This window comes from Ruegeria sp. BB6 (genome assembly GCF_056539385.1).
In genome coordinates this window covers 387367-411572 of the sequence record NZ_JBQFUW010000003.1, presented here as the reverse complement: position 1 = coordinate 411572, position 24206 = coordinate 387367, and the positions used below count along the sequence as shown (strand labels likewise).

Sequence of the window (24206 nt, the reverse complement as noted above, 5' to 3'; positions counted from 1 at the left end):
CATGCTTGAAGGACTTCTGATCGGCCTGCAAACGGCATTCTCAATCCAAAACCTTCTGATGGTCATCGCGGGATGTCTCATCGGCACGTTCATCGGGATGTTGCCCGGTCTCGGGCCGATGTCAATCATCGCCATCATGATCCCGGTTGCGATCTCGATGGGCGACCCGTCCGCCGCGCTGATCCTGCTGGCCGGGGTTTACTATGGCGCGATCTTTGGCGGCTCGACATCCTCGATCCTGCTGAACGCGCCGGGGGTCGCGGGCACCGTGGCCTCAAGTTTCGACGGCTACCCGATGGCGCGACAAGGCAAAGCCGGCAAGGCACTGACAATCGCCGCGATCGCCAGTTTTGCCGGCGGCACGCTGGGTGCTGTGCTGCTGATGGTGTTTGCCCCTGCCCTGTCATCAGTGGCGCTGTTGTTCCATTCGGCCGAGTATTTTGCCCTGATGGTTGTCGGTCTGTCCGCCATCGCCGCATTTGCCGGCAGCGGACAGGTCGCCAAGGCCGTCATCATGACCGTCCTTGGACTGATCATGGCAACCGTTGGCGAAGGTGCATTGTTCAACCTGCCCCGTTTCACCATGGGGATCATGGACCTGCAATCCGGCTTTGGGTTCATCACGCTGGCCATGGCCATGTTCGCCCTGCCCGAGGCGTTGTTTCTGGTCCTGAAACCAAAGGACCTGAAAGGCGACGATGGTGAGATCAAGGACCTGCGCATCACCCGGGCAGAAGCCAAGGCCATCGCGCCTGTCGTGGGTCGCCAATCCGTGCAAGGCTTCTTCATCGGTGTTCTGCCGGGCGCGGGCGCGACAATCGCCAGCTTCCTTGGATATGCTGTCGAGCGCAACATCGCCCCGAAAGAGGAACAGGAAGAGTTTGGCAAAGGCTCGATCAAGGGTCTGGCGGCCCCGGAAACGGCGAACAACGCCGCCTGTACCGGGTCTTTCGTTCCGCTGCTGACTCTGGGCATTCCCGGTTCGGGCACAACTGCGATCCTGTTGGGTGCGCTGATTGCCTTGAACGTGACACCCGGCCCGCGCCTGATGCTGGACGAGCCTCAGATCTTTTGGGCGGTGATCATGTCGATGTTCATCGGCAACCTTGTCCTGCTGATCCTGAACCTGCCGCTGATCCCGTACATCGCCAAGGTGCTGTCGGTTCCACGCAATTACCTGATCCCGTTCATTTTGTTCTTTACCCTGATGGGAGCTTATATCGGCCAGAACAATGCGACCGAGCTGTTGATCCTTGTCGGTTTCGGCGTCTGCGCCACGGCTTTGAAGTTTGCCGATTATCCGCTGGCCCCGCTTCTGATCGGGTTCATCCTTGGCGGCATGATGGAGGACAACTTTGCAAGGTCCATGCAGCTCTATGATGGGATCGCGTTTATCTGGGAACGTCCCATGACACTGGGTCTGCTGGTGATCGCCGCGCTGCTGGTGCTGCTGCCCAGCTATCGCGCGCGCCGCGCACGGGCGCGGGCTGCCGGTATCGCCGATGGCGACTGAGCCTCTGGCAGGGATACGGGTTCTTGACCTGACGAATGTTCTGGCAGGCCCGTATTGCTGCTATCAGCTTGCCCTGATGGGGGCCGAAGTGATCAAGGTCGAACGTCCCGAGGGCGGCGACCTTGCTCGGGTGTTGGGGGCTGACCCGGATCGCAACAGGGCCGGGATGGGCATCAGCTTTCTTGCCCAGAACGCGGACAAGAAATCCGTCACGCTGGATATGAAATCCGCCAAGGGCAAAGCCTTGCTGAAGAAGCTGGTGCAAACCGCCGATGTGCTGGTCGAAAACTTCCGGCCCGGCGTGATGGATCGCCTTGGTCTTGGCTATGACGTGCTGCGCGGTGAAAACGCCAACCTGATCTATTGCGCGATCAGTGGATTTGGGCAGGACGGCCCGCGCAAAAAAGATCCGGCCTACGACCAGATCGTTCAGGGCATCAGCGGCGTCATGTCGATAACCGGAGCGGCCGATACAGCGCCCTATCGCGTCGGATACCCGCTGGCCGATACTGTCGGAGGGCTGACGGCTGCCTTCGCAATCAGTGCCGCCCTGAACGCCAAGCCGCGCGGCGCGTTTTTGGATATCGCAATGTCCGAGGCGGTAATTTCGACCATGGGCTGGGTGGTGTCGAACTACCTGATCGGGGGCGTCACGCCGGGGGCGCATGGGAACGAAAACACCACGTCTGCGCCGTCGGGAACCTTTGCCACTGCGGATAACCCGATCAACATCGCAGCCAACCGCGACGAGCAATGGCAGGCACTTGCCCGACACCTTGGGCGTGACGATTTGCTGGACAATCCTGACTATGCCACGCGAGAAGATCGCAAGAGGAACCGCCACGCCCTCAGGGACGATCTGGAAACCACCCTGCGCACTCGACCCGCCCGGGACTGGGTTGGTGAGCTAAACGCGATTGGCGTTCCAACCGGACAGGTGATGACCGTGCCCGAGGCGCTGGCTGACGAACAGCTTGCGGGCCGCGGGTTGATTGGATCTCTGCCGGTTCAGAGCAAAGAGCTGAAACTGACCGGCAGCCCGGTCGTGATGGACGGTCAACGCAGAATGCCCCGAACCGCCCCGCCGGATTTGGGTGCAGATAATGCGGCGATCTGGTCCGATCTTGGCCTGACCCGTGACGAAATCAACGCGCTGGTGAAGGAGGGTGTCATATGAGCGACGTCGCCGACTGGTGGTCAACATCCATCATCGACATGGAACCCGGTCGAATAGACCTGCGGGGCACACCTATTCAGGACCTGATCGGCACCGTAGGTTTTGCAGAAATGATCTGGTTTATGGTGCGCGGTGACAGGCCCTCCCCCGCACAGTTGAAATTGTTCGAGGCCGCCTTGGTTGCAGCCGTGGATCACGGGCCGCAAGCCCCTTCGATCGCTACCGCACGCATGGCGGTGACGTGTGGGCTACCGCTCAACAATGCCATGGCCAGCGCAGTGAATATGCTGGGAGACATCCACGGCGGCGCTGGGGAACAAGCCGTGACCTTGTATCAGTTCGTCAACGCACACCCATCCGCCGTTGGCCCCGCATTGGATGACTGGATCGCCGCGCAGGGAAAAATTCTGCCCGGGTTCGGTCACCGCTTTCACACCCCAACCGATCCGCGCGCCCCTCGTTTGATGAGCCTTGTGGACGACGCGGTTGAGGCGGGCGCTTGTGACGGGCGCTACAAGTCCGTTGCGAATGACATCGAAGGGGAACTGGCCCGACGCAAAGGCAAACCCGTTCCGATGAACATCGACGGTGCCACAGCAGTGATCTATGCCGAGCTTGGTTTTGACGCACCGCTGGCGCGCGGCCTGTTTTGCCTGTCCCGGTCCGTCGGCATTCTTGCCCATGCGTGGGAACAAACTCAGCAGGGTGGCCGAAACAAAGGGCCAACCCCGCCAAAGTACCGCTGGACGTATCTGCCCAGCGACACATGAACGGTGTTAGGGTTCTAAAGGGTCTGTTGAAGCTCGTCCTCAGACCTTTTCTTCGATCGCTGGCTCAACATCGGAGCGCACGGGCTCGGCCTCCATTTCGATCACGTCAGGCGTACCCTCTTCTTCCGGTTCGTCAACCTCCGGCTCGGGTTTGTCCTCAAGCGCACCGACGATCAGCGGCAACATGTGAACCCCGGTGGCCGAGGCGATCTCGGGCGTTTGCGGGGTTTGCCAGCTCAGCGTGTCAAAGCTGCCGCAATTCTGACAGACCGGAGCCCACTCGGGCTGAATGTCATGGCAGTTGTCACAGACCCATTGCGGGCCGCGTGGCGCGTTCAGAGCTTTGGCCAGCCACCCCTGCACGACCGCGTCCGACGCGCCCTCGCCGCGTTCGATTGCTGCCATCAGAGTATAAGCCCGCGCATCTGCCTGCTTTTCGACGACATCGCCCAGCGCACGCCGGGCTTCGGGAAAGTCTTCGGCCACGATGTTCAGCTCGGCCAGGATCAGGCGGGTTTCCATGTCCTGCGGATGCACGCGGGTCAGCGCCGTAAAGCGATTGATGCGTTCTTCCGGAGTTTCATTCGGCGCGATCTCGGCAAAGGCATGGGCCAGATCGGGGTGGGGCTGAACCTCCCACGCTTTCTTGAGGATCTTGGTTGCCGAACGCGGCTTGCCTTTTTCGATATAGGCACGCGCGGCCATTGCTGCCGCTGGCACCAGATCAGGGGAAAGACGGTTGGCTTCAATCGCGTGTTCGCGCTGTTCGACCGAAGCGGATTCGTCCAGAATCCCTTTGGCCTCGGACAATGCAAGCACCGCATCGCGGCGCTTGAACACGTCGCGCGGCAAATGGCCGGCCTTCAGCTTGGCGGTCAGGGTTGATCGGGCTCCGGCCCAGTCCTGCGACTTGGTTTGCAGTCCCAACAGAATATCCTGCGTTTCCTGATGCCGCGGCTTGATCGCCAGCGCCTTTTCCGCAAGCTTGCGGGCGGTGTCATCATCGCCTTCGGCCAGTTTCTGTTTCAGGATACCGCGAACACCGACAAAGCGGGTGGCGTTATTTGTGACCAGCTTGCGATACGTCTCGGACGCTTTCTTGGTGTCACCATTCATCTCGGCGGCCTGCGCAACCAGCAGGTTCGTCAGTTCGGGTTTGTTCAATAGCTTTTCAGCCTTGGTCGCCTTGTTCATGGCAACGCGACCTTCACCCGAGGCCAGCGCCATCAACCCGTCGGCCAATGCCTGATACCCGCGCTGTTCCCGACTGCGGTCGAAATACCGCGACAACGCGGTTTCGTCCCCGTTGAGGAATTTCAGCGTGGCGATCAGCAGGGTCAGCAGCTTGAAGAACAGCCAGATCGCAACGACCATCACGCCCAGCGCAATAACCGACTGCAACGGCCCCAGCGTGTATTCCATCCCACCTGCGGTGATCTGTACGCCACCGCTGGTCTCCATCAGGAACCCAGCGCCCACGGCCAGCAGGCCGACAATCGCAACGAAAACAAGGATTTTTAAAAGTGACCACAGCATGGCAGGTCCTTCAGTTCGAGTTTGCGCCAGAGGACAGCGCATCTGCGGCATCAACCGCGGAAACCCGCGTTTGGGCCGCTTGTTCCCAATCAGCCATCGCAGGCTTTGCCGCTTCGGGCAGGGACTTGAGTTCATTCAGCGCGCCGGACACGTCGCCATCCGCTAGAGCAGCCTGCGCGCGGGACAGGATTGCGTCCGGGCCATCGCCATCCTGCGGTGTAACAGAACGCGCGCCGGTCTGACGCTGAAAGAAAGCGACCAAACCCGTTCCCTTGTCCGCCTCGCGCGCATCCGCAAGGGCCTCACGTGCCGAGGGTTCATACGTCTCGCGCAGCGAAGCCACCGTTGCAACGCCCTTGTCCGCAGGTGCAGACAATTCACCCGGAACGGCAACCCCTCCGGTCGATAGTTCAGCGACAAGGTCGGCATAGCTCTGACCGGTGTCCAATCGGCTACGCAGTTTCGTAAGAATTGCTGCATTGGTCGCAGCCAGCGCATCAGCCGAGGCTTTGGCCTCAAGCGCCTGAGCATCAGCCACCATCTTTTCGACCTCGGCGCGCTGGGCGGCCAGCGAATCCTGCAGCTTTTTCAACTCCGCTTCAAATGCAGCAGTGGCTTCGGGTGACGCGCCCTGGGTCAAGGCTCCACCCTCAAGCTCGGCAAGCCGCGACGACAAAGGGGCGACCGTGTCAGCCAACCCAGCCACGCTGGACTTTACAGCCTCAAGATCAGCAGAGAGAGGCGCAACCTGAGCCGTCAGCGCATCCACTTTCGAGGACAGCCCCGCGCCATCCGCCAAAGATTTGGCCAACGCGTCGATCTGGTTCGCCTGATCCGTCAGTTTAGCGTCCAGCGTTGCAATCGCATCCGCATCGCCAGAGGTCAGCATGCCGCTGTTGCCTAACGCAAAACCGATTGCCGCGGCAATTGCACCGCCCAGCAACGCGGGCAAAAAACCACTGCGTTTTTTGGTGCTGCGCTCAGTAATTTTTTCCTTGAATCGTTCAAGGTTGGCTTCGGCTTCGGCTTCGGCTTCGGCTTCGGCTTCGGCTTCGGCTTCGGCTTCGGAAAGGGTTTCTTCTACGGGCAAAGACTCGTCAACCGGTGTGTCTTCTGCAGTGACGCCAACTTCGGCCACGTCGTCCGTCTTGGGGTCGTCCACCGGCTTTTGATCGGTTTTGTCTTTACCAGCCAACGCAATATTCCCCCTAACGAATCCAAAATTACCTGAACAACAGACCTGACTAAGTTAATCTGTGGCCTCGCCGCCCTCAACCCGCAACGCATGTTTCACAAGCTTTTTAATGGCTTTCCGCATTTTCTTGGGCGTAGGTTCCTTGGCAATCTTCAGGCGCTGATAGCCCAAGGAATAAAGGGGTTCCGCTGTCGCGGCGCTGATTGCAGCCACGAATAAAGGCGCCGATCCGCGCCAGATGTCGGCAAATTGTCGCGCTGTTCTGGGGGAAAAAATAGGGGCAATTACGGGTACTTTACCGGACGCGGCGGCGATCGCTTCGGATGTCAGCGGTAACAATCGCTGCTGATACACGGGCAGCTCGCGCACGGTGAGGCCGGATTCGGTCAACCGCTCGGCGACACTTCCGCGCGTATGCTCTCCACGCAGGTGAAGAAGCGGGCTGTCGGGTCTGGCTTTCAACAGCGCGGCAACCAGTTCTTCGGCGGTCTGGCCCACCATCTGCGCCTGCCACCCCGCACCTATGGCTGTTCCGGTGGTCGCTGGACCTACACAGTAAGCTGGCAGTTCGCGATCCACGCCCATCGACGCGGCGGCGTTGACCGCATTGGCCGAAGTGAAAATCAGACCGCGCACATCCGTGTCGTTTACCTGAACCGGCAAGGGCTTGATTTCGAGGATCGGGGAATAGATGACCTGAACCCGTGACCTGATGCGGGTCGGTAATTGCGCAACGAACCTTTCCGAGGCGGCGCGAGGGCGGGTCATCAACAAATACAACGGCGGTGCCCTTGGCCTTGGGATTGTTTGCATCCGCGCAGGGTGATACCCCGCTTTGCAATCAAGGTGTAACGGATCAGGCCAATGGTGCAAACACTTACTGTCCTCGGGCTGGAAAGCAGTTGTGACGACACAGCAGCCGCAGTCGTGCGCCAAAGTGACGGTGCAGCGGCCGAAGTCCTGTCGTCGGTTGTCTTTGGCCAGACGGATCTGCACAGCGCGTATGGCGGTGTCGTCCCCGAGATCGCGGCCCGCGCCCACGCCGAAAAGCTGGATACCTGCGTGATGCAGGCGCTTGAATCCGCAGGGATGACCCTGAATGACGTCGACGCCGTCGCCGTGACCGCCGGTCCGGGTCTGATCGGCGGGGTCATGTCCGGCGTCATGTGCGCCAAGGGCATCAGCGCGGCAACCGGCCTGCCGCTGATCGGTGTGAACCATCTGGCCGGTCACGCGCTGACACCTCGGATGACAGACGGGATCGCGTTTCCGTATCTGATGCTGCTCGTGTCGGGTGGGCATTGTCAGTATCTGATCGCCCACGGCCCGGAAAAGTTCACGCGGTTGGGTGGTACGATTGACGATGCCCCCGGCGAAGCATTTGATAAAACCGCACGTCTTTTGGGCCTGCCACAGCCCGGCGGCCCCTCGGTCGAGGCCGAAGCGCGTACAGGTGACCCGAAACGGTTCCGTTTTCCCCGACCCCTGCTGGATCAGCCCGGCTGCGACCTGTCGTTCTCTGGCTTGAAAACGGCCCTTATGCGTATGCGCGACCAGATTGCTGCGGAAAAAGGTGGGTTAACCCGTCAGGACCGGGCAGACCTTTGCGCCGGATTTCAACAGGCGATCGTGGATACTCTGGCCGAGAAAACACGCAGGGCCATTGACCTGTATCTGCAGGAAAGCCCGTCTGATCCCGTTATTGCCGTTGCGGGCGGGGTCGCGGCCAATTCTGCCATTCGATCCGCGTTAGAGACTGTTTCTGCCGAATGCGGCGCCCGTTTTACCGCGCCCCCGCTGCGCTTTTGCACCGACAACGCCGCGATGATCGCCTATGCCGGGATCGAACGGTTTCGCACCGGTGCCCGCGATGGTCTGGACCTGACCGCACGCCCGCGTTGGCCTCTGGACCAAACCAGCCCTGCCATGCTGGGCAGCGGTAAGAAAGGTGCCAAGGCATGAGTATTTCGGTCCTCGGTTCTGGTGCCTTTGGGACAGCGCTGGCGATTTCGTTGGCAGGGAAAGGGACAGTCACTCTTTGGGCGCGCGACGCGGATCAAGCGCGTTTGATGCAAAGAGACCGCGAAAACACGGCGCGTCTGCCGAATGTGTCCTTGCCCGGCGCGATCTCCATTACCTCTGACATCGCAGAGGCGGCGCAGAACGAGATTCTGCTGGTTTCCGTGCCCATGCAGAAACTACGCGGTGCTCTTTTGGACCACGCCGCTGCGCTGTCGGGAAAGACCCTGGTCGCTTGCTGCAAAGGCATTGAGTTATCGACAGGGCTTGGACCGATCTCGGTCATTCAGCAGGCCATCCCGAATGCGCACCCTGCCCTGTTGACCGGACCGAGTTTTGCCGACGACATCGCGCGCGGTTTGCCGACGGCCCTGACACTGGCATGTGCCGACCACGAACTAAGTCAAACCCTGCAGCACGCCCTGACAACGTCCAACCTGCGCCTGTATCGCACGACGGACGTCACCGGGGCCGAACTGGGCGGGGCTTTGAAAAACGTGATGGCCATCGGATGCGGGGCCGCCATTGGTGCGGGGCTTGGGGACAGCGCCCGTGCCGCCCTTTTGACGCGGGGCTTCGCCGAAATGCAGCGTTTTGCGCTTATGCGCGGTGCACAGGTCGACACGCTGATGGGGCTGTCCGGTCTGGGGGATCTGGTCCTGACCTGCTCGTCCGAATTGTCCAGAAATTACCGTTTTGGCCTGTCTTTGGGTCGAAATCTGCCTTTTGACGCCGCGACCACTGTCGAAGGTGTCGCCACTGCGCGCGCAATGTCGGACATCGCGGCACAAGAAGGGCTGGATATGCCCATAAGCGCAACGGTGGCCGACTTGAGCCGGGGTGCCTACAGTGTACCCGAGGCCATTCAATCCCTGCTAAACCGACCCCTGAAGGAGGAATAATATGCTCATTGCCCTTATCGCCCGCGACAAAGACGGCGCACTGCAAACCCGTCTGGACAACCGCGCCGCACATCTCGGCTATATCGAGGAAACCGGCGTTGTCGCACAGGCTGGGCCTTTGCTGGACGGGGACGCGATGATCGGTTCGTTGATCATTCTCGAGGTCGAGGACATGGCCGCCGCCCAAGCCTGGGCCGACAATGACCCCTATGCCAAGGCCGGCCTATTCCAGTCCGTTGACCTGATCGCGTGGAAAAAGGTCGTGGGCTGATGGCGTATTGGCTGTTCAAATCCGAGCCATCGACCTGGAGCTGGGACCAGCAGGTCGCCAAAGGGGACGCAGGCGAAGAATGGGACGGCGTGCGCAACTATCAGGCGCGCAATTTCATGCGACAGATGGCGGTCGGCGACAGAGGGTTCTTCTACCACTCGCAAAAAGACAAGGCGATCGTCGGCATCGTCGAAGTCTGCGCCGAGGCCCACCCCGACAGCACCACAGATGACGACCGTTGGGAGTGTGTGGACATCAAGGCAGTGCGGCCATTCACGACGCAGGTGACCCTGGACGATATCAAAGCGGATGAGCGTTTGGGCGATATGGTGTTGGTCAAGAACTCTAGACTGTCCGTTCAACCGGTCAGCGAGGCGGAATGGCAGGTGATCTGCGATCTGGGGCAGACGCAAGCGGACTAATAAAGGGAAGGCTCTGACGGATGCAGAACCTTCCCTACCCCGCGTGCTCCCTACTCACCACACGCGTATGGAAATGTCTGGTTCTGACCGTCCTGGCCACACCCTGACACTAGCCGAAGTATCGGGCCGGGTACAAACCTCAAGTATCTAAAATTTAAGTCGCCCTTTTGGTACGGCGGGCGCGACCGTGTCACGGCACCTTATCCGTAAGCCGACTCTTTCCCGAAATGCTTGGTCAGCATGTAGTAAACGACCGCGCGATATTTATTGCGCTCGGACATGCCATAGGTTTCCAGAACCTTGTTGATGCCTTCCATCAGTTCGGGGCCGTCAGACAGGCCCAGTTTCTTGATCAAAAAGTTGTTCTTGACCGTTTCAAGCTCACCTTCCTGAGTGGCCGCAAACGTTGACGCATCAGCGTCATAGATCGCTGGTCCACAACCGATGGTGACTTTGGTCAGCAAATCCATATCCGCGTCCATGCCGCATTTGGATTTCAGGTCCTCTGCATACTTGGCAATCAGCTCATCGCGTTTTCCCATAGTCGTCTCCTGAATTGGGTAGATTTGAAATTCCCCATCACACCGATCACGGTAAAGGCCGAGCGGGTTTGCTCAAAGGGGAAAATCTCTGGCGTTCTCCCTAGACCCGTCCCTCAAGCGCAGGGTCTTGATTTCACGCCACCCTTTATTTAACATCAATGTTAAATTACAAAGTCAGGAGATCGCCATGACCGTTTCCTTGCCCAACGAAAGCCCCGCGTACCGAGAGGCACGAAACCGCCTGCTGGCCGCCGAAGTGGAATTGCGCGCCAAGATAGAAGACGTGGCCAATCTGCGCCGCCAACTTCCATCGGGTGGCCGGATTCCACAGGACTATGCGTTCCGAAACCTTCAGGGCGATGATGCGCCTTTGTCCTCGCTCTTTGGTTCACATGACACGCTTGCAATCTATTCGCTGATGTATGGCCCAGATGCAGAGTTGCCTTGCCCGATGTGCTCGGCCTTTCTGGACGGGTTGAACGGACAGGTTGCTCACCTTTCAAAGAAGATCAGCTTTGCCGTGGTTGCCCAGAATACACCGGAAAAACTGGCGGCACTGAAAGCAAAAATGGGATGGCACGACCTGCCGCTATTTTCTGCGCTTGGCACCGAGTATCAGCGCGATTATCTGGCCGAAGCCGAAGACGGAAGCCAATTACCCATTCTGAACGTCTTTCGGCGTGCACAGGACGGAATCCACCATTTCTGGAGTTCCGAGCTTTTCTTCCAGCCCAGTGATTGGCACCCCCGGCACGTAGATGCCGCATGCCCGCTTTGGAATATTCTGGACCTGACTCCCGAGGGTCGTGGCGATTTCTTTCCGGCCCTGCGCTGAGTATCAGGCACAAAAAAACGGCGGCCCTACAGACCGCCGTTTCAATTCCGTTTTTCGCCAAAATCAATAGCGATAGTGTTCCGGCTTATACGGGCCTTCGGGTTTTACACCGATATAGGCCGCCTGGTCGCTGTCCATTTGGGTCAGCTTCACGCCGATACGGTCCAGATGCAGGCGGGCCACTTTCTCGTCCAGATGCTTGGGCAGGATGTAGACCTTGTTTTCGTACTGATCCCCCTTAGAGAACAGCTCAATCTGCGCCAGAACCTGGTTGGTGAACGAGGCCGACATCACGAAAGACGGATGCCCGGTGGCGTTGCCGAGGTTCAGCAGACGGCCTTCGGACAGCAGGATGATGCGATTGCCCGAGGGCATCTCGATCATGTCCACCTGTTCCTTGATGTTGGTCCATTTGTGGTTCTTCAGGCTGGCCACCTGAATTTCGTTGTCGAAATGTCCGATGTTGCCGACGATGGCCATGTCCTTCATCTCGCGCATATGCTCGATGCGGATCACGTCCTTGTTGCCGGTGGTGGTGATGAAGATATCTGCGCCGGCAACTTCGTCTTCCAGCAGGGTGACTTCAAAACCGTCCATCGCAGCTTGCAGCGCGCAGATCGGGTCTACTTCGGTGACTTTCACACGGGCGCCTGCACCACGCAGCGAAGCGGCCGAGCCTTTGCCAACGTCACCGTAACCGCAAACCACAGCTACCTTACCGGCCATCATCGTGTCGGTGGCGCGGCGGATACCGTCGACCAGCGATTCCTTGCAGCCGTATTTGTTGTCGAATTTCGACTTGGTGACCGAGTCATTCACGTTGATTGCAGGGAACGGCAAGTGGCCATCTTTGACCAGTTGATACAGGCGGTTCACACCGGTGGTGGTTTCCTCGGACACGCCTTGGATCTGGTCGCGCATCTTGGTGAACCAGCCGGGCGAAGCCGCCATGCGCTTGGCGATCTGCTTCTTGATCACCTCTTCCTCTTCCGAACCCGGAACTGGGATGATGTCTTCGCCGGCTTCGGCGCGAGCACCCAGCAGGATGTACAGCGTCGCGTCGCCGCCATCGTCCAGGATCATGTTCGGGCCTTCGTCGAACAGGAAGGACTTGTCCAGATAATCCCAATGCTCTTCCAGCGTCTGGCCTTTGATGGCGAAAACAGGGATGCCTGCCTCTGCAATCGCGGCGGCGGCGTGGTCCTGGGTCGAGAAGATGTTGCACGACGCCCAGCGCACATCCGCGCCAAGCGCTACCAGTGTTTCGATCAGAACTGCGGTCTGGATGGTCATGTGCAGCGATCCAACGATCCGCGCACCTGACAGAGGCTTGCTTTCACCGTATTCCGCGCGCAGGGCCATCAGGCCCGGCATCTCGGTTTCGGCAATGTCCAACTCTTTGCGGCCGAACCCGGCCAGCGAAATGTCTTTGACGATATAGTCCCCGGCCATCAGGTGCTCCATTCCGGTAAGATTAACTCCAGATTGCCACTAGCATCCCTTTGTGAAGGTGGCAACGAGGACAGCCGGAAACGGGAAAATCACGCCTTTTTTTGACTAACTTGGCGTCCCCTCAACCTTTATCTTGGGGATCGCCTCGAAAAAGTCAGTGCCCACGGCGACAATGCAACTGATGCCGTTAGGACGGGTTACCAGAACGGTGTAGCTTCCCGTTTCCTTTGAGGTCCAAACCTCCATTACGGATCGCCCACTCTGGGACTTTTGCAAACCGCCAAAGGTCAGTTCTTCTGAATAGCTGTCCTGCAACTTGGCGATCACATGCTCGCGCTGGGCGCAGCTTTGTGCAAAAGCGGGGGGTGCAGTCGCGGCCATGCCAAAGGCACAGGCAATTCCCAACAAACGCTTGAACATAGCAAGCTCCTTTCGATACGAGTTACGATCGAGAGGGGCACACCGGGAGGAGCGTGCGCCCCCCTCGGTACTAGATGTCGGTATCACCACGCGCCTGTTCAAAGCACGAATGCTCAAGAAAAAGTTGGCAGCAGGTGATCTTGACAGGTAAACCATACCACAAAAATGCGGCGCAATCGCGGCTGTTCATATGGGGCATGGCATAATGGCAACACAACCCAGAGCGTGGCAGAGGATGCTGTCAGGTCGCAGGCTGGATCTGCTGGACCCGACCCCCGTGGATATCGAGATCGAAGATATCGCGCACGGTCTGGCCTTTGTAGCGCGCTGGAACGGCCAGACAGCCGGCGATTTTGCCTATTCAGTTGCTGAACATTCCCTGCTGGTCGAGGAGCTTTTTCGCCGGATCGCGCCCAAAGCGCCCGTCAAATGGCAGCTCGCGGCTTTGTTACACGATGCGCCGGAATATGTGATCGGAGATATGATCTCACCGGTCAAGTCCGCTGTCGGCCCCGACTACGGCGCGCTGGATGATCGGCTGGCGGCTGCGATCCACATTCGGTTCGGCCTACCCGCCGCAGTGCCCAAAACGGTCAAGCGCCAAATCAAAAAGGCCGACAAGATCAGCGCCTGGATGGAGGCCACCCAGATCGCAGGGTTTTCAGAAACCGAAGCGACCAAGTTCTTTGGCCGTCCGGACAAGACCGTGATGGAGGGGCTAGAGATCGTTTTACGCCCACCGGTTGAGGTGCGGCAGGCGTATACGGACCGACATGCCGACCTGCTACGTCAGCTTTAGCCGAATACGAAGAAACACAGCTTATTGCCGTCCGGGTCACGAACATATGATCCGTAAAAGCGGTCCGGCACACGTTGACCGGGCTCTCCTTCGTCGGTTGCACCTAGACTGATGGCCTTGTCGTACAGCGCCTTGCTTTCTTCTTTGGACTGGGCGGCAAAGGCAATCATGCTGCCATTTCCAGCCGAACAATCGCCGCCATCATAGGGTTCGCAAACGGCCAACATCGGCTCACCGGGTTTGCTGCCGATAAAGGCAATGCGGCCTGCGTCGATGATCACTTTCGCGTCGCGATCCGAAAAAAGGTCGGTATAGAATTTCTTTGCGCGCTCGATATCCGAGACGCCGATGGTCACATAACCGATCATGAGAGTATCCTTGTTCTGCGGTAAGTTTTCAGAAGCAGGCTTACGTCAAAGCGCTTCAGGGTATCAGATCAAAAAGCGATGCCCGCTAGCGCGGGCTGCGCTTCGCCAATATCCGCTGCAGCGTCCGGCGGTGCATGTTCAGGCGGCGCGCGGTCTCCGAAACATTGCGGTCGCACAGTTCATACACGCGTTGGATATGTTCCCAACGTACGCGGTCCGCGCTCATGGGGTTTTCGGGCGGTGGCGGCAGTTCGTCGCCCTTGGCCAGCAGCGCGTTGGTGATGTCCGTGGCGTCGGCGGGTTTGGACAGGTAATCCGTTGCGCCGATCTTGACGGCGGCCACAGCCGTGGCAATGGCACCGTACCCGGTCAGAACCACGACCCGGCTGTCGGGGCGCTTTTCACGCAGCACTTCGACCACATCCAGCCCGTTGCCATCCTCAAGCCGCAAATCCACAACCGCATAGGCAGGTGGACGTGCCGTGGAAATGGCGCGGCCTGCGGCGACCGACCCTGCGGTTTCAACCTCAAAGCCGCGCTTTTCCATGGCCTTGGCAAGACGTCTCAGAAACGGCTCGTCATCATCTACCAGAAGCAGGGATTTGTCCGGGCCGATATCGAGATCAGAGCTGTCCGCCATATTCTATTCTTTCCGCTATTTCACGCCTTTGGCTTGAACAAGAGTAATAGCAGCGCCATGAGAAAGGTCAAACAGCGCTTGATTGCGGCACGGACTTTAAAATCTCGTGTTGAAATTTGGTCCTCTGGCCGGCGGAAATCTTGGGGAAAACAGCAGTGGGGCAGCCCATAAGCTGCCGAAGGGTTTACTAGTTGTTAAAGCAGTCCCTAATGATCGCATTTCCATCTGTGTCCACTGCACCGGTATCGAATTTGATCTGTCCGGCAATGCGTGGACGTGTAAACGCCAGCGTCTCGTAGGTACGCCGGGACAGGATGAAGTCGCCAAACATTGGTGTGTAATCCAAAAACGCCTCGGTCATGAGAAGCGTGTCACCTTCGGTAAAAAGCGGCGTATTTGCTGCGTAGAATGCAATCTCGTCGTTGGTCAAAGCCCGCAAGCCGGAGGAGGGATGGGACCAGCAGAACTCGAGCACACGCTCGGCCTCGTTTTCACAATCGGCCGTGCATTCAATCGTCGAAATGCGAAGCTCGCTGGGGTGTTTGTCACCGAGTATGTACTTGAAAACACTGTTCAACCCATCAAAGTAATCGGAGTCGATCAGGCTGTCTTCACGGCTGACCATATCTGATACGGTGTAAGCCGCCTTTGATCGCAGGTAAGACATCCTGACAGCATCCTGTACGACCAGTGCACCGCAGGTCAGAAGGATCAGCATCGGCAGGGCGATCCCCATTTCAACAAGCGCGGCACCGCTTGTGTCGCGGATAAAGCGATGTACCGAGCGCTGAATTCGGACTGAAATACTCTTAAACCGGATAAACATATCAAAATGGCTCGTTTACAAAGGCCGACCTCGACACCAGAGCGAAATTGCCTAAGTCGTCATATCGGGGAAGCGAAGCTAGCATCGGGATCGGGGGAAAAATGGAATTCTGAACCAAACATGCGCGTGCAATCATCAATTGGTTTTCGATTCCCGCGCTGAAAACGATGGGCGGCTCATAGCCGTCGGGCGGCGTTGTATCGATGCAAAGGACGTCAGCCAGATTCAATGACCAGTCGGACTTTTCGACCTGCCGCACTTCCAAAAGCAGGTTTTCATCGCATCTCCACAACACGATCCGCGCCAGCGGTTTTGTGCAGATCGCGGTCTTGACCTTTTCGTGGTCCGGCTCGGGTATCAGGCCCAGCCGCAATTCGCGAAAGGTTTCGTCGGTTGCGCGGTCCAGTGAAACCTGCCGCATGATCAGGTAGCTGAACTCGAGTGTAATAAAGAGGAACAATAGAAGCACCGGAAGGCAAAGCGAATATTCGACAAGCGTGGTGCCGGTTTCGTCTCGCCATCCGTTTTTGAGGCGGCTGGCAAGCGACGAAATTGTCTGTTTACCTGAAGGCTGTGTATCGCGACGGGATTGTTTCATGACATCAAATCTCCGGCTCGGTCACTGCGTCAGGCGCAGTTTATTGATTTGACGCGCGATCGACGCGAAGGCCGACGCAATATCAAGGCTGTTGACGTCGTAGAAATATGCGGGGGACGAGGCGCAATCAGCCAGGGTTGCGTCACCCTGCCCATAGGTGTCCATTCCGATCGTGAAGACAACAACGCCGTTGTCTTTTGCTGCCTGACAAATCTGCGAGGTTCGGTTGTTTTTCCACGAACCACTCCTTACCTGAACGATCCGGTCATAATGGGCGTCTGCGCTGCGCCGGGTGTCGGCTCTGGACAGGATGCTGTCTACAAACCGTTCCACAGGCATATCGGCCCAGACCTGCTGCCAAGTCATCCGTCTTGCCCCTCGGCCTGCCGTCCTGCTCCATTCTCTGTCAGACACTCGGTAGAAATCCCGGCTCGTCCCGCTTCGGTTGCGGTAATAGACGTAGTTGTTTGAACCGGGCAAACGGAACAGCGGTGAGTCGCCCTCGCGATACGGTGCTTTGATGTCGTAGTTCAGTGTGTTTTCACCGTCAGACATCACAATCAGGTACTTGAGAGCGTCCGGGTTGTCGTAATCATACGGCATACCGCGACCAGCAGGCCCAGACAGGTATTCATACCCCGCTCGTCCCGACATGGACGACAAAACGGGTCGCAGTGAAGGGTCCAGCATCGCCGCGCCCCATTTGGCGGCCATTTCGATCGAGGTATATCCGTATGGTTCCATCGCCCGGATACGGGCTTTCAGAAGTTCGGGGTTCTCTGACCAAGCAAAGATATCGCGCACAGACGAATCCGTGGAGCAAACGGTGCTGTACGAACTTAGGTCCCAGCCCGAGGTCGCCGGATCATGATGCGCCGTTCGGGTCAACAAGGTGTCCGTCGGTACGGCTGTGACGCCGTAGTCGGAATTTGAGTTGAAGGTCACACAGTGGGATGTCGTGTGCTCGGACGTTACCGTGAAATTGCTCAGCAAGTCCGCGCCAACAGAAACCTGAGTGGCGAACGGAACAAGAGAGATCGTCGTGGTTCCCGGTTGCCCTGGCCTGGGCTGCACCGCGTCTACAAAAGCCTCTGCAGCCGGGATAAGCAGGTCCATACGCGATGGGTTCGCTGCCGGTCCGCTGGTTGATCCGGGCGCCCAGGACATCGAACCGGAATTGTCCAGCGCGACCGCGATCTCAAGATCGCGGCGAGACTCGGTCGCGGCCCCGATAACTGGAACATCCCAGCCCGTGCGCCCCACAACCCTTGTAAGCAAGGCAGGAAGATGTGCTTCGGCTTCAACAGAAACCGTTCTCTCAAAGGCGGTGTTCACAATGGTGACGTTTTGCAGATTGTCCGCCAGACCAGCCTTGGCAAAGAAGTCGTTGACCACGGCCTCGGGGTCCAGAACCTGTTCCAAATCCGCCGATGCGAGGCTTGCTGAATCCGTTGTGTTCTGGAGCCTGACCCGGAGGTGCTCGGTCAGGGCAATTTCCATCGCGAACCCAACAAAAGCCATCATAGGAATTAGCATAACCGCAACAAAGACCATGACAGCACCGTCTGTCTGCTTGCGGAACCGCAGCAACAGACTGCTAACCCGGTTTTGTTCTTTGTGACTTGCTTTAATCTGGGACCCTGAAACAAAGCGCCCAGAGGGCTTTTTCCATTTCGTAACCATGTCAATCACTCACACACATCTGGTTCGGCCGAACATTTTGGCACAATCAGAACACTAAAAATCTTTAAACAACTTACCCCAATATGAATTGAAAATGAATTGAAAATGAACGGGTAAGATCGAATTATGGACATAATTTCGACACAAAGTCAAATTTTCACAGATGTTCAGCGCCTTTTACCGCCTGAAACACGTCGGACATCAACAGAGAAATGAAAAGTGATTCCAGGGGCTTAGCATCGCTGCGACCCGGTCGCTTCGTCCAGTGAATTTGGCCGGAACACATGTCGCGAGGTTCTGATCAATAGCGCCCCGAAAGTATCGGCATAGTAACCAATCACCCAGCTTTTCAGGAATCGTGTACGCTCTCAGAATCCATCCGGCTTGTGGCCGAAGAATACCTTGGTCACGTCCTCGAAAATGTTCCACTCCACACGGCTGCCATCGCGGACAAAAAGGCTTTCGCCGGCGCTCAGGACGCTGACCTGTCCGGTCGTCTTGTCGGTCAGGCGACACTTACCGGACAAAATGGTCATCAACTCATCGCCCTGTTCCGTACATTCAAAAACGCCTTGCGTGCATCGCCAGATACCTGCCCGTGTCGTGTAACCCGGACCACCTGCGTCCAGACGCCCAAAGACTTGTGGTGCGCCCTCAACAATTACGTAGTCGCTTCTTGGATCGTCGAATGGCCAAGGATCAAGCGCGCCCACATCGTCACCCGGCTTGTACTTGAGCATGATCTTCTCCGATTTGTTTCCCGCTGGGGACCAGCCGTGCAGCCTGTGCGGTCAAATGACCTCAGGTGAATGGTCCCGGGCCGCTCTGTCCTATTCCCGAAGTGTCTCTGACCAGACCTTCAAGAAAAGTCTTTATCCGTCAGGATGCGCTGTGTCTTGCCCGATCGCCCAAAGTCAATGTCTACGATCTTGCGGTCTCTGTCTTCGGTCTTGTGACGGCAGAACCGAAAACCGTCCTTGCTGACATTGCCCGGCACCATCGCCCAATTCCAAATGCTGGGCATGAGTTTGCGGTACGGGGCGATCAGATCAATCACCCACATCCGCCCTCCTTCCGCTTTCCAGTCCTCTGGCATCAGCGGTTTTCCCTGAACGTGTTTTCTTTCCGCCTCGGGTGACAGAAAGGCCCAAGTGAAGATCGCGCGGGGAACCTCGTCAAATCGAAAAATCCTGTACTGGCCCAATACAAGGGGTGGTTCAAACGCCAGTCTCAGGTTCGCGACACTCATCCGATTGTGATAACTGCTACGAAAGGCCAGAAACATGGCGTCACCATAGGCGCGCAGGAGTTTCGCGTCCGGCGCTTCTTCTCGCGGCAGAGGTTTACCCGAGGCATCAAGTATTTTTTTCATGCTAAATCAGGGTTTTTGTTAAGCAAGGCGGCTTCCCACGGCTTGAGACCGGGCAAGGCCGAAGGGCCAAAGCTGCGCGAGTTGTTCCTTAGATTCGGGAAGATTTCAAAAAGCTCTTCGACCGCATCAAGGTCAATGCCTTCCAGACTGGTCGGTCCGGGATGAAAACTCTCGGTCGCGAGTCCATTGGTAACCATGACTTCGTGCTGATCGAACGCCAGATGGAAGTATTCGACTTCCGATACCTTCCGATCAACCGTGATCGTGGAATCGTTTAGCAAGCCCTTGGCCGGAGCCAAGACAACCGGATGGCCGAACAACATTTCAGCCAGCGGATCGCTAAGCTGCACCCGGTGTTGCGGGGAAACCAGCAGGTCGCTTTTGGGTTGCCCCGGACCTATTGCATTCCGGCAGATCCTAACAGGGTAAAGACGGGTGTTGCTGGCTAGTTCTTCGGCTTCAATGCGTCGGCTTCCGATCCAGCGAATCCTCTCGGCTCGCCCGTCTGCTGTCAGAACCTCATCGTCGATCATCAGGTCTTCGACCAAGCGCTCACCGCTGGGGGTGGTGATCAAAGTGCCCTTGGTGACACAGATCAACAGCTCGATAACCACGGTGTCCGTGTCACTCGTTCCAAACGAGCCGGTGGCCGTGACAGTGAAACTTATGACCTGATCTGATCCCGAAGCAATGACCGCAGCGCGATCGACGAAAAAGGTAAACTCGCCGGTGGCGGTGTCTGTCACCAAAGTACCGTAGGGCGTGACAAGCGGGCTGAAAACGTAACCGCCTGGCGCCTCACCCTCTCCGACGCCATCCAGGTCGTTATCCAGATCAAAATCGCCCGAGACCGTTGTCACACTGGGATCGCTGAGGTCCGCGGTGGTGGTCCAGATATCCAGACCCTGCTCACCGCTGCCGGTGAACCCGTCCACCTCACTGATGTTTAATACAAAACCCATCTTTCATCGCACCCGGTTCAGTCGCCGGGCGTAGACCGGCAAATCACGTGTCGTTACCTCAATACACTTCGCGCGGGTTTGTTTCTGCAATTAAACGGGCAGGCCGCCCAATTTTAGATAGAAACTGTGTGAATATGGTCCAATCGACCCAAAAACTGAACAGAGTTTCGTGCCCAGCGCGGGTTAGAGCTGGTCCAGAAAGCAACCCACCTTGTCGGCCATCTGTTCGGCGGTATCGTTGCGATTGAAAAACTCGATAAAACCATCCTGTGGCGTCACCAGATAAGTAAAGGTCGAGTGGTCCACCAGATAGTATTCATCGCTTTTGTCATGGGCTTTGTAATAGGTCTTGTAGGCTTGGCTGGCCGCCTTGACCTGCTCGGGAGATCCGGTCAGCGCGATGGTCTTGCCGCCAAGATTGAAGGCAAAATCACCCACCACTTCGGGCGTATCCCGGTCCGGGTCGATCGAGATGAACAACGGCGTCACCGATTGGCCGCGCTCGGCCAGAATGTCCACGGCTTCGGCGTTCCGCGACATGTCAAAAGGGCAGATATCCGGGCAGAAGGTATAGCCGAAATAAACCAAAGTCGGCTCAGTGATCACATCCGTGTCGGTGACCGTTTCGCCTGCTCCGTTGATCAGCTCGAAGGGTCCACCAATCGCGGCCGACCCTCCAGCAATCTGGCTGGAACGGCATTGAGCAAACTTGTCATCTGACCCGCCGCCCTGTGTCAGCAGCCACATAGCACCTATACCGATGGCCAGAACAACGGTCGCAAGAATGGCATACAGGCGGATCATGACGGGTTTCCTGACCAAAAAGGGGTTGTTGATCGTTTCGGCCGGGACACCTATCAAGATGAACAGCCGATGCAACGGGACATAATGGACAAATGGCAATTTCCAACATCACATTATGGCGCGGTCAGGAACGCAGTAGCTGGATCCGCCTGCGCACCCTCATCCTGTTGCGATGGGTCGCCATTATCGGTCAGATCACGGCGATCACCGTCGCCCAGCAGACCTATCAGGTGCAGTTGGACGCCATGCTGTGCTATTTGGCAATCGGCGTGTCGATCATGGGCAACCTGACGGCTATTCTTGTGTTTCCGCGAAACAAACGGCTGTCAGAGTTTGAAAACTTTCTGATGGTTCTGTTCGACCTGCTTCAGCTTACGATCCTGCTGTATCTGACCGGCGGCTTGAACAACCCCTTTGCACTGTTGCTGGTCGGGCCGGTGACGATCTCGGCCAGTGTCATGAGCACCCGCTCGACGATGATCATCGGCGGTGTCGCCATTGCCCTAACCACCCTGCTAGCGGAATTTCACGTGCCCTTGCGCACGGCGGTGGGTGTCGATCTGGACATCCCCGATATCCTGCTGTTCGGAAACTGGGCCGCCATCGTTATCGCGATCGTCTTTCTTGGTGCGTATTCCCACCGCGTCAGTACCGAGGTGCAGTCCATGTCCGAGGCGCTCTCGGCCACGCATATGGCGCTGGCCCGCGAACAGAAACTGACCGATCTGGGCGGGGTCGTAGCCGCTGCCGCGCACGAGCTTGGGACACCCCTGGCCACGATCAAGCTGACCAGTTCGGAACTGATCGAAGAGTTGGACGACCGGCCGGACCTGAAAGACGATGCTGCGCTGATCCGTGAGCAGGCCAACCGATGCAGGGACATCCTGCGGGACATGGGGCGCGCGGGCAAAGACGATCTGCATCTTCGGCAGGCGCCCTTGTCCACGGTCGTCCACGAAGCCGCCGAGCCTCATATCAATCGCGGCAAGATCGTTCATTTCGCTGAAGGTCCCGCAGGCGAAGGCGACGTGCAGCAACCGTCAATCCTGCGAAAACCCGAGATTATCCACGGCCTGCGAAACCTGATTCAAAACGCCGTGGATTTTTCGCGCGCCAATGTCTGGGTTGAGGCCGAATGGACCCCTGATCAGATCACAGTAGGCATCATGGATGACGGGCGCGGCTATCCTTCACAGATGATTGGCCGGATCGGAGACCCTTTCATGCGCCGTCGCCGCGCCGAGACCGAACAACGTGCGCGGCCAGAATACGAAGGCATGGGCCTGGGTCTGTTCATCGCCAAGACCCTTCTGGAACGGAGCGGCGCAGAGCTGGAATTCGCCAACGGCTCGGACCCCTATCAAACCCTGTCCGACCACCCCGAGCGCCGAGGCGCGATCGTCAAGGTCACATGGCCTCGCAAACTGGTGGACGCCCAGATCGGAGATACCCCTGTTCCATCTGGTGCAAATCAACGCTTTCAGGTCTGAGTTAAGACCCCGTTAACCATTGGAAACCATAATCTGTACCCGTGATTTTCGTTGCGGGGCGCGCATGGTGGACTGGATCATTCTAGCCTTTATCAGCTTGGTATCTGCCGGTCTTGCCGCGCAGTGGTTGTTGCCGCGCCGCAGGCATCGGGGCGACAATTTCGGCCTGTCCTCGCCTTCCTCATTCTATGACGTGGTGTTTTTGTTTGATGGCGACCGGCTGATTAGCCACTCGGACATCGCCCTTGATGGGTTTGAAGAGGTTCGCCAATGGGCCGACCTGCAACGCCTGCTGAAACGGGACTTTCCGACATTTCCCGAAACCCCGGATCGAATTCGGAAGGAAGGAAATCTGGTGATTCCGGCTATCGACTGCACGGTCGAGCGTGACGTGCTGTGCGAATGGATAGACGGCGTCGTCCGCGTCCGGCTGCGCGACAACAGGGGTGGTCAGCAAGCTGTTCCTCTGGGGGCAAGTGACCCTATTCGCATGGCGATGGAGCGTGCGCCCTATCCCGTCTGGCTGCTTGATCAACAGGACAATGTCCGATGGTGTAACGCGGCGTATGTGTCATTGGTGCGCAAGGTTCGGGGTCAGGATACCGACCTCACGGCTCCGTTGTTTCCGGGCGCGGAGGGCAACACGGGGTTGCGCACCAAGACGCGAGTTTCGATCTCGCCGGAAGACAGTGCAAACAAGCTCTGGTTCGACCTGACACTGGTAAACCACCCGGAAGGGTACTTGTGCTATGCCGTGGACATCAACGCCATTGTCGATGCCGAAACCGCGCAACGAAAATTCGTTCAGACAATGACGAAAACATTTGCCCAGCTTTCGATCGGGCTGGCCATATTCGACCGCAATCGCCAACTTGCACTGTTCAACCCGGCCTTGATCGACCTGACCGCCCTACCCCCTGATTTTCTAAGTTGCCGCCCAAGCCTGTCCAGTTTTTTCGACCGGCTGCGCGACCAGCACATGATGCCCGAGCCCAAGAATTATCGTAGCTGGCGGAGCCAAATGAACAGCCTGCTCGAAGCGGCAGAGGACGGAAATTACCATGAGACATGGTCATTGCCCTCAGGCTCAGTCTATTCGGTCAGCGGGCGTCCGCACCCAGACGGCGCGGTGGCCTTTTTGTTCGAGGACATCACGGCCGAGATCACGCTGACTCGGCGGTTCCGCTCAGAGATGGACCTGATGCAATCGATTCTGGACAAACTGGCCGACGCCATCGCCGTTTTTGGCGATGATGGCACGCTGGCATTCACCAACTTTGCCTACCAGCAGCTTTGGGGCGAACCATCTGACGTGGGGTTTGACTCGGACACTGTGCTCGAAGTGACGCGAGGCTGGCAGACACAGTGCACGGCGACGCCCATCTTGGGCGAAATTCGCGATTTCGTTGAAATGCGCGAAAACCGCGTCGAATGGAATGGAACTTTGCAAATGCGCAACGGCACGCATCTGACTTGCATGATCAGCCCGCTGCAAAACGGTGCCACAATTATACGCTTTTCCTCGGACGCGGACGCTCTGCAACCGGCAGAGATACGGCAGATCAGCGCCTGAACCGGGTTGCGGCCAACCGGACACAGGGCCATTGTGG

26 protein-coding genes are annotated in these 24206 nt (G+C 57.8%); 11 read left to right on the top strand and 15 right to left on the bottom strand.

Annotated features, from left to right (window positions below; all coding sequences use genetic code 11):
- Position 1 precedes the first annotated feature (1 nt).
- From ACR0B7_RS10640 to ACR0B7_RS10630, 3 genes are read left to right on the top strand one after another with little or no spacing between them, the layout of a single operon-like run.
- Positions 2–1513, top strand: coding sequence for a tripartite tricarboxylate transporter permease (locus ACR0B7_RS10640; RefSeq protein ID WP_170386849.1), 1512 nt, complete (start codon positions 2–4; stop codon positions 1511–1513).
- Positions 1503–2690 (top strand): CoA transferase, encoded by a 1188-nt coding sequence (locus tag ACR0B7_RS10635; protein ID WP_170576711.1) that lies wholly within the window; start codon positions 1503–1505, stop codon positions 2688–2690. Before ACR0B7_RS10640 ends, ACR0B7_RS10635 begins: the two co-directional genes overlap by 11 nt.
- The gene (locus ACR0B7_RS10630; RefSeq protein WP_170569950.1) at positions 2687–3460 is read left to right on the top strand and encodes a citryl-CoA lyase; all 774 of its coding nucleotides are present in this window, start codon (positions 2687–2689) and stop codon (positions 3458–3460) included. The genes ACR0B7_RS10635 and ACR0B7_RS10630 overlap by 4 nt, the downstream gene beginning before the upstream one ends.
- 39 nt (positions 3461–3499) lie before the next feature.
- Here ACR0B7_RS10630 and ACR0B7_RS10625 read toward each other — a convergent pair whose 3' ends face one another.
- From ACR0B7_RS10625 to ACR0B7_RS10615, 3 genes are read right to left on the bottom strand one after another with little or no spacing between them, the layout of a single operon-like run.
- Positions 3500–4996, bottom strand: a complete 1497-nt coding sequence (locus ACR0B7_RS10625; protein WP_170576712.1) for a heme biosynthesis HemY N-terminal domain-containing protein — start codon at positions 4994–4996, stop codon at positions 3500–3502.
- Between the two features lie 10 nt (positions 4997–5006).
- Positions 5007–6191, bottom strand: coding sequence for a COG4223 family protein (locus tag ACR0B7_RS10620; RefSeq protein ID WP_480681430.1), 1185 nt, complete (start codon positions 6189–6191; stop codon positions 5007–5009).
- Between the two features lie 54 nt (positions 6192–6245).
- Positions 6246–6959, bottom strand: coding sequence for a uroporphyrinogen-III synthase (locus ACR0B7_RS10615; protein ID WP_170483081.1), 714 nt, complete (start codon positions 6957–6959; stop codon positions 6246–6248).
- A 96-nt stretch (positions 6960–7055) separates the two neighbouring features.
- Here ACR0B7_RS10615 and tsaD point away from each other — a divergent pair, with 96 nt between their 5' ends.
- Genes tsaD through ACR0B7_RS10595 form a run of 4 tightly spaced genes read left to right on the top strand, consistent with a single transcriptional unit; the run spans position 7056 to position 9805 of the window.
- Positions 7056–8153 (top strand): tRNA (adenosine(37)-N6)-threonylcarbamoyltransferase complex transferase subunit TsaD, encoded by a 1098-nt coding sequence (tsaD, locus tag ACR0B7_RS10610; RefSeq protein WP_170569941.1) that lies wholly within the window; start codon positions 7056–7058, stop codon positions 8151–8153.
- Positions 8150–9112: an NAD(P)H-dependent glycerol-3-phosphate dehydrogenase gene (locus ACR0B7_RS10605; RefSeq protein WP_170483086.1), complete on the top strand. Its 963-nt coding sequence runs from the start codon at positions 8150–8152 to the stop codon at positions 9110–9112. The genes tsaD and ACR0B7_RS10605 overlap by 4 nt, the downstream gene beginning before the upstream one ends.
- Position 9113: 1 nt before the next feature.
- Positions 9114–9383: a YciI family protein gene (locus ACR0B7_RS10600; RefSeq protein ID WP_170386865.1), complete on the top strand. Its 270-nt coding sequence runs from the start codon at positions 9114–9116 to the stop codon at positions 9381–9383.
- Positions 9383–9805, top strand: coding sequence for an EVE domain-containing protein (locus ACR0B7_RS10595; RefSeq protein ID WP_170483089.1), 423 nt, complete (start codon positions 9383–9385; stop codon positions 9803–9805). The genes ACR0B7_RS10600 and ACR0B7_RS10595 overlap by 1 nt, the downstream gene beginning before the upstream one ends.
- Positions 9806–10005: 200 nt before the next feature.
- Here ACR0B7_RS10595 and ACR0B7_RS10590 read toward each other — a convergent pair whose 3' ends face one another.
- Positions 10006–10347 carry a DUF2853 family protein gene (locus ACR0B7_RS10590; protein WP_480681426.1) on the bottom strand — a complete coding sequence of 114 codons (342 nt, stop codon included), beginning with the start codon at positions 10345–10347 and terminating at the stop codon, positions 10006–10008.
- A gap of 187 nt (positions 10348–10534) precedes the next feature.
- Between ACR0B7_RS10590 and ACR0B7_RS10585 the strand changes: the two genes are divergently transcribed.
- Positions 10535–11182, top strand: a complete 648-nt coding sequence (locus tag ACR0B7_RS10585) for a DUF899 family protein (protein WP_170576714.1) — start codon at positions 10535–10537, stop codon at positions 11180–11182.
- A 63-nt stretch (positions 11183–11245) separates the two neighbouring features.
- Here ACR0B7_RS10585 and ahcY read toward each other — a convergent pair whose 3' ends face one another.
- Together ahcY and ACR0B7_RS10575 are read right to left on the bottom strand one after the other, a co-directional pair.
- Positions 11246–12634 (bottom strand): adenosylhomocysteinase, encoded by a 1389-nt coding sequence (gene ahcY, locus ACR0B7_RS10580; protein WP_170483094.1) that lies wholly within the window; start codon positions 12632–12634, stop codon positions 11246–11248.
- A 105-nt stretch (positions 12635–12739) separates the two neighbouring features.
- Positions 12740–13054, bottom strand: coding sequence for a hypothetical protein (locus ACR0B7_RS10575; protein WP_170386873.1), 315 nt, complete (start codon positions 13052–13054; stop codon positions 12740–12742).
- A 205-nt stretch (positions 13055–13259) separates the two neighbouring features.
- On the opposite strand from ACR0B7_RS10575, the gene ACR0B7_RS10570 reads away from it, so the two are divergent.
- Positions 13260–13853 (top strand): HD domain-containing protein, encoded by a 594-nt coding sequence (locus ACR0B7_RS10570; RefSeq protein WP_170386875.1) that lies wholly within the window; start codon positions 13260–13262, stop codon positions 13851–13853.
- Here the strand turns inward: ACR0B7_RS10570 and ACR0B7_RS10565 are convergent.
- The 9 genes from ACR0B7_RS10565 to ACR0B7_RS10525 all read right to left on the bottom strand — a co-directional run bounded on the left by ACR0B7_RS10565 (position 13850) and on the right by ACR0B7_RS10525 (position 21106).
- Complete coding sequence (locus ACR0B7_RS10565; RefSeq protein ID WP_170569938.1) at positions 13850–14221, bottom strand: VOC family protein; 372 nt, start codon at positions 14219–14221, stop codon at positions 13850–13852. The two genes, ACR0B7_RS10570 and ACR0B7_RS10565, sit on opposite strands and share 4 nt — an antisense overlap.
- An 85-nt stretch (positions 14222–14306) precedes the next feature.
- The gene (locus ACR0B7_RS10560; RefSeq protein ID WP_142637470.1) at positions 14307–14861 is read right to left on the bottom strand and encodes an ActR/PrrA/RegA family redox response regulator transcription factor; all 555 of its coding nucleotides are present in this window, start codon (positions 14859–14861) and stop codon (positions 14307–14309) included.
- A 187-nt stretch (positions 14862–15048) separates the two neighbouring features.
- Entirely contained in the window at positions 15049–15687 is a 639-nt protein-coding gene (locus tag ACR0B7_RS10555; RefSeq protein ID WP_170483097.1) for a TadE/TadG family type IV pilus assembly protein, read from the bottom strand.
- A 1-nt stretch (position 15688) separates the two neighbouring features.
- Positions 15689–16285: a TadE/TadG family type IV pilus assembly protein gene (locus ACR0B7_RS10550; RefSeq protein ID WP_170483098.1), complete on the bottom strand. Its 597-nt coding sequence runs from the start codon at positions 16283–16285 to the stop codon at positions 15689–15691.
- 21 nt (positions 16286–16306) lie between these two features.
- A complete protein-coding gene (locus tag ACR0B7_RS10545; protein ID WP_480681452.1) occupies positions 16307–17839 on the bottom strand; it encodes a pilus assembly protein TadG-related protein in 1533 nt (510 codons plus the stop codon).
- Between the two features lie 497 nt (positions 17840–18336).
- Positions 18337–18708 carry a cupin domain-containing protein gene (locus ACR0B7_RS10540; protein WP_170483100.1) on the bottom strand — a complete coding sequence of 124 codons (372 nt, stop codon included), beginning with the start codon at positions 18706–18708 and terminating at the stop codon, positions 18337–18339.
- A gap of 119 nt (positions 18709–18827) precedes the next feature.
- Positions 18828–19340, bottom strand: coding sequence for a toxin-activating lysine-acyltransferase (locus ACR0B7_RS10535; protein WP_170483101.1), 513 nt, complete (start codon positions 19338–19340; stop codon positions 18828–18830).
- Entirely contained in the window at positions 19337–20302 is a 966-nt protein-coding gene (locus tag ACR0B7_RS10530) for a Hint domain-containing protein (RefSeq protein WP_170483102.1), read from the bottom strand. Before ACR0B7_RS10530 ends, ACR0B7_RS10535 begins: the two co-directional genes overlap by 4 nt.
- Positions 20303–20485: 183 nt before the next feature.
- On the bottom strand, positions 20486–21106 hold the full coding sequence (locus ACR0B7_RS10525) for an SCO family protein (RefSeq protein ID WP_170483103.1): 621 nt from the start codon (positions 21104–21106) through the stop codon (positions 20486–20488).
- A 92-nt stretch (positions 21107–21198) separates the two neighbouring features.
- On the opposite strand from ACR0B7_RS10525, the gene regB reads away from it, so the two are divergent.
- Together regB and ACR0B7_RS10515 are read left to right on the top strand one after the other, a co-directional pair.
- Entirely contained in the window at positions 21199–22596 is a 1398-nt protein-coding gene (gene regB, locus ACR0B7_RS10520) for a sensor histidine kinase RegB (protein ID WP_170569929.1), read from the top strand.
- A 64-nt stretch (positions 22597–22660) separates the two neighbouring features.
- The gene (locus ACR0B7_RS10515; RefSeq protein ID WP_170483105.1) at positions 22661–24169 is read left to right on the top strand and encodes a PAS-domain containing protein; all 1509 of its coding nucleotides are present in this window, start codon (positions 22661–22663) and stop codon (positions 24167–24169) included.
- The last annotated feature ends 37 nt before the right edge of the window (positions 24170–24206 follow it).

Coding starts and splice junctions, on each gene's coding strand:
- ACR0B7_RS10575 (WP_170386873.1), bottom strand. CDS start 13,054: ATGTTCAAGCGTTTGTTGGGAATTGCCTGTGCCTTTGGCATGGCCGCG.
- ACR0B7_RS10550 (WP_170483098.1), bottom strand. CDS start 16,285: ATGAAACAATCCCGTCGCGATACACAGCCTTCAGGTAAACAGACAATT.
- ACR0B7_RS10515 (WP_170483105.1), top strand. CDS start 22,661: ATGGTGGACTGGATCATTCTAGCCTTTATCAGCTTGGTATCTGCCGGT.
- ACR0B7_RS10525 (WP_170483103.1), bottom strand. CDS start 21,106: ATGATCCGCCTGTATGCCATTCTTGCGACCGTTGTTCTGGCCATCGGT.
- ACR0B7_RS10565 (WP_170569938.1), bottom strand. CDS start 14,221: ATGATCGGTTATGTGACCATCGGCGTCTCGGATATCGAGCGCGCAAAG.
- ahcY (WP_170483094.1), bottom strand. CDS start 12,634: ATGGCCGGGGACTATATCGTCAAAGACATTTCGCTGGCCGGGTTCGGC.
- ACR0B7_RS10640 (WP_170386849.1), top strand. CDS start 2: ATGCTTGAAGGACTTCTGATCGGCCTGCAAACGGCATTCTCAATCCAA.
- ACR0B7_RS10595 (WP_170483089.1), top strand. CDS start 9,383: ATGGCGTATTGGCTGTTCAAATCCGAGCCATCGACCTGGAGCTGGGAC.
- ACR0B7_RS10600 (WP_170386865.1), top strand. CDS start 9,114: ATGCTCATTGCCCTTATCGCCCGCGACAAAGACGGCGCACTGCAAACC.
- ACR0B7_RS10545 (WP_480681452.1), bottom strand. CDS start 17,839: ATGGTCTTTGTTGCGGTTATGCTAATTCCTATGATGGCTTTTGTTGGG.
- ACR0B7_RS10615 (WP_170483081.1), bottom strand. CDS start 6,959: ATGACCCGCCCTCGCGCCGCCTCGGAAAGGTTCGTTGCGCAATTACCG.
- ACR0B7_RS10530 (WP_170483102.1), bottom strand. CDS start 20,302: ATGGGTTTTGTATTAAACATCAGTGAGGTGGACGGGTTCACCGGCAGC.
- ACR0B7_RS10625 (WP_170576712.1), bottom strand. CDS start 4,996: ATGCTGTGGTCACTTTTAAAAATCCTTGTTTTCGTTGCGATTGTCGGC.
- regB (WP_170569929.1), top strand. CDS start 21,199: ATGGCAATTTCCAACATCACATTATGGCGCGGTCAGGAACGCAGTAGC.
- tsaD (WP_170569941.1), top strand. CDS start 7,056: ATGGTGCAAACACTTACTGTCCTCGGGCTGGAAAGCAGTTGTGACGAC.
- ACR0B7_RS10605 (WP_170483086.1), top strand. CDS start 8,150: ATGAGTATTTCGGTCCTCGGTTCTGGTGCCTTTGGGACAGCGCTGGCG.
- ACR0B7_RS10555 (WP_170483097.1), bottom strand. CDS start 15,687: ATGTTTATCCGGTTTAAGAGTATTTCAGTCCGAATTCAGCGCTCGGTA.
- ACR0B7_RS10540 (WP_170483100.1), bottom strand. CDS start 18,708: ATGCTCAAGTACAAGCCGGGTGACGATGTGGGCGCGCTTGATCCTTGG.
- ACR0B7_RS10630 (WP_170569950.1), top strand. CDS start 2,687: ATGAGCGACGTCGCCGACTGGTGGTCAACATCCATCATCGACATGGAA.
- ACR0B7_RS10560 (WP_142637470.1), bottom strand. CDS start 14,861: ATGGCGGACAGCTCTGATCTCGATATCGGCCCGGACAAATCCCTGCTT.
- ACR0B7_RS10590 (WP_480681426.1), bottom strand. CDS start 10,347: ATGGGAAAACGCGATGAGCTGATTGCCAAGTATGCAGAGGACCTGAAA.
- ACR0B7_RS10570 (WP_170386875.1), top strand. CDS start 13,260: ATGGCAACACAACCCAGAGCGTGGCAGAGGATGCTGTCAGGTCGCAGG.
- ACR0B7_RS10635 (WP_170576711.1), top strand. CDS start 1,503: ATGGCGACTGAGCCTCTGGCAGGGATACGGGTTCTTGACCTGACGAAT.
- ACR0B7_RS10535 (WP_170483101.1), bottom strand. CDS start 19,340: ATGAAAAAAATACTTGATGCCTCGGGTAAACCTCTGCCGCGAGAAGAA.
- ACR0B7_RS10585 (WP_170576714.1), top strand. CDS start 10,535: ATGACCGTTTCCTTGCCCAACGAAAGCCCCGCGTACCGAGAGGCACGA.